We start from the raw sequence: 3,428 nt of genomic DNA, 5'->3' as shown, positions 1-3,428 counted from the left end.
GCGGGGGCGCCGCCCTCCTGCTACGCATTGCGATCCGCTTGGCCGACCCAGGACTGATCCGCTTGGCCGACCCCGCTACGAACAGCTTGGGTGACCCCGCTGCGATCCATTACCCCGGCCCATGACAATCTACGACTCACAATGCATGCCGCCCCGGCCCTGCGCTCGGCGCGCGGGAAGCGTCGGGTGAGAGGGGTAACAAGGCCGAGCCCCGTTGAAGAAATGGCGCCAGCGCCTCCAAGGCTCCCCCTGTCTTCGGAGGAAGCCTCGTGGCTGCGGCGCTTCAGTCGAAGGAAGAGGGGGCGCTGCACGCGCCCAAGCCTCCAGCGGCCCTCTCTACGGTAACGGGCGAGCCCCCTTCCTACTCGGGGCACGGCAACGGGAAAGCGGCGTGCCCAGGGCGGCCAGGACAAGGCTCCCACGGCGCAGGCCCCATCCCATCCGAAGGGCGCACGAGCGCCTCGGCATCAGGACTGGGGCAATCACAACAAACTGGCACATCACGCCGAAACCGGAATCCACGCGACTTCCCCTCACAATCCGATGTGTCATCGACGGACACGGCCGTGCGGCCTGCGACTTTCATGCCCGCACGTCGTCACTCGGGCTGCGTCTGAACAGGAGGACTCGGACCGTCCACGCAATCGGACGCGCGCCAAGTGAAACATTTTCTCTCCCCGTGCCATCGCCCTTCATGCGCCACGAGCGCACCTGGCAGCGGTTGCGTCGGGCTACCTGCTCACGCCAGGGAGCGATGGCCCTGGAAGGCCGCAGGTTGCGCGGAAGGCGTCAACCGCATCCCCGGGAGGCGGACCCTACCCCCTCACGCGGCTGGAGGCCGTTTCCGGCCGTTCTGGGGGCATTCACAGGCCTTGGCATGAACGCGTCCACCCACGCCACGAGCCTGCTCCGCATGCCTCTTCACAATCAGCCGCAGCACTTTCACTCAATGTCAAAAATCGATGGCAGTCGGTGGCAGGTGGTGGCAGCCCTATCTGCCACCCTCTTCTTCTATAAATTCAATATCTTATCTTGAAGTGGCAGAGGTGGCAGTGTTTCAAAAAATACCCCTACGTAGCGGGCGCGCGCATATTTGAATGGCACTATTCAATAGGGGGTCAAGAGAACACTCTCCCTAAGCGGCATTACCCCAGAAAACACTGCCACCACTGCCACTTCCGCCACTCCAGCGATTTCACTGAGGAATTTCGTGGCAGCCTTTTGAATTGCCCCCGCCACGGCTGCCACTCTTCAGCTCCGCGTTGGCGTCCGCAGCTCGCAATCGAAAAAAAGAGTCGCGACAGGTGTCCCCGAAATCGCGCCGAAGGCCTTTGCTCTGCCTTATGGCCGGATGTCATTCGCCCCGGAAAATCAAAAAAGAAATCGAGCAAAAAGAAATCCTGTCCCAAAACGGAGGGATGGAGTGCTTTTAGGGTGTATCGGCAAACACGCGCCGCCGACATCCGCGCATGGCCCTTACGCACTACCTCCAGCCCACCGCCGCACAGCATCGTCCGCCAGGCGTGACGTGCGAAGCGTACGTCCGCGGCGAGGGCAAGCACTGCCTGCACTACCGGACTGGCGGGGGATGCACACTGCCCAGCGTGGGCACCTGCACCGAGTGGCTGAAGGTGAATCGGCAGCTCCAGGCTCCTCGTGAAGAGGTCGCGCCCCCTGCCCCCGTGCCTCCGGCGAAGTCCACCCCGGCAGCTGTGGATCTCTTCGGCCATCCCCTGCCCGAGGCCGGCTCGAAGAGGCCCGCCCCGGCTCCCGCTTCCAAGCCTGCGCCGCCAGCTCCGTCCCCCGCTGTGAAGGAGCTGGACGCGGAGGCCCCTCTCTCCGGCCTGCGCGGCCTCAACGACGAGGACATCGCCAGCTTCAAGGCCCTCAACGCCGAGGTGTGCTTCCACTCCGAGACCTACGGCGAGGTGTGGCTCGTCCCGGCCTACACCGGCCAGGCCCGAAAGGAGCTCACCCCCGAGCACGCCGCCACGCTGGTGCGCGTCCTGTCTGCCTTCCCAGGCTCACGCGTCATGTCCTTCGAGAAGCGCCCGCCCCTCGCTGGCGAGGTGTCGCCATGAGCGTGCCCCGCGCCGGTGAAACACACGCATGGGGCCGCTCCCTGTACCCGCTTCGACTTGATGTCTCGCTCGGAAAGAGCGTGATGACTGTCTCGCGACACGCCACTGCATCGGCCCGGAGGCCCACGCCATGAGCGGACTGCGAAATGAACACCTCTCGTTCAGCCGGCTGAGCCGCTTCGAGGCCTGCCCGCTGTCCTACAGGCTCCACTACCTCGACAAGCGCACCGCCGAGCCCGGCGTCCCCCTGAGCTTCGGCAAGACACTGCACGCCGTCCTCGAGCGACTCCTCCAGGAAGTCGTCGACACCGAGTACGTGGGCCCGCTCTCCGAGGAGCGCGCCCTCCAGCTCTACCGTGAAGAGTGGGCCGACTCGGGCCTCTCCGGCCTGGACCTCTTCCAGCAGGGCCTCGGCATCCTCCAGGACTTCGTCCGCCAGCAAGGCCGCGTGGACTCCCGCGACATCCTCGGCATTGAGCAGGAGTTCCGCCTGCCGGTGGGGCCCTTCACCGTCCTGGGCTTCATCGACCGCGTCGACTGGGTGGACGACGAGACAGTCCACGTCATGGACTACAAGTCCAACCACCAGCTCTTCACCCGCGAGGAGCTGGACTCCAGCCTCCAGCTCAGCCTCTACGCCCTCGCCGCGCGCCGCATGTGGCCCTGGGCGAAGAAGGTGCGCCTGTCCATGTGGATGCTGCGCCACGGCGTGCAGCAGGAGACGACGCGCACCGAGGAGCAGTTGGAAGCCGCCCTCGCCTACGTCGAGACGCTGGGCCAGCAGATGGAGACGGCGGAGGCCTTCCCCGCCCGCCTCAACCCCAACTGCGCGTACTGCGACCACCGGCGCGACTGCCCCACCTACGCCCGCGCGCTGACGGGCCAGCGGGAAGTCGTCTGCAGGGACATGTCCGACTTGGAGTCCGTCGCTCGCGAGCGTGAAGAAGTCGCCCAGCTCGCGAAGATTCTCGGCGCGCGCAAGGCGGAGCTGGAGGGCGTCCTCCGAGCCCACCTCGCTGAGCAGGACGAACTCGTCCTCGCCGGCACGCGCTACCGCATGTTCAACACCACCAGCCTCGATTACCCGCTGGAGCCCACCGTCGCGGTGCTGGCCCGCGCCACCGGCCTCCCCCGTGAGGAGTTGGTGCTGCGCCTCGCCAGCGTCGAGAAGAAGGCCCTCGACGCGCTGCTGAAGGACGCGGGCAAGCGCCTGGGCACCGCGCACGTCGCGCTGCTGAAGGCCGAACTGGACTCGCTCGCCACCAAACACCACTCGCCCAGGTTCTGGGCCAAGGAGGTCGCATAGTGCTCGCCAATCCTGCGTCCGACACCACCCCTGTCTCTGCC

At 66.0% G+C, this 3,428-nt stretch carries 2 protein-coding genes; both read left to right on the top strand.

Going from position 1 to position 3,428, the window contains the following annotated elements:
* Nucleotides 1-1,469: 1,469 nt before the first annotated feature.
* Entirely contained in the window at nt 1,470-2,081 is a 612-nt protein-coding gene (locus D7Y15_RS42820) for a hypothetical protein (protein ID WP_121756150.1), read from the top strand.
* Between the two features lie 130 nt (nt 2,082-2,211).
* Complete coding sequence (locus D7Y15_RS42815; RefSeq protein WP_121756149.1) at nt 2,212-3,387, top strand: PD-(D/E)XK nuclease family protein; 1,176 nt, start codon at nt 2,212-2,214, stop codon at nt 3,385-3,387.
* Nucleotides 3,388-3,428 lie beyond the last annotated feature (41 nt).

Source organism: Corallococcus sp. AB030, assembly GCF_003668965.1.
Classification (GTDB): domain Bacteria; phylum Myxococcota; class Myxococcia; order Myxococcales; family Myxococcaceae; genus Corallococcus; species Corallococcus exiguus.
The sequence above is the reverse complement of the archived record's forward strand: the minus strand, read 5'-3'. Positions and strand labels throughout refer to the sequence as shown.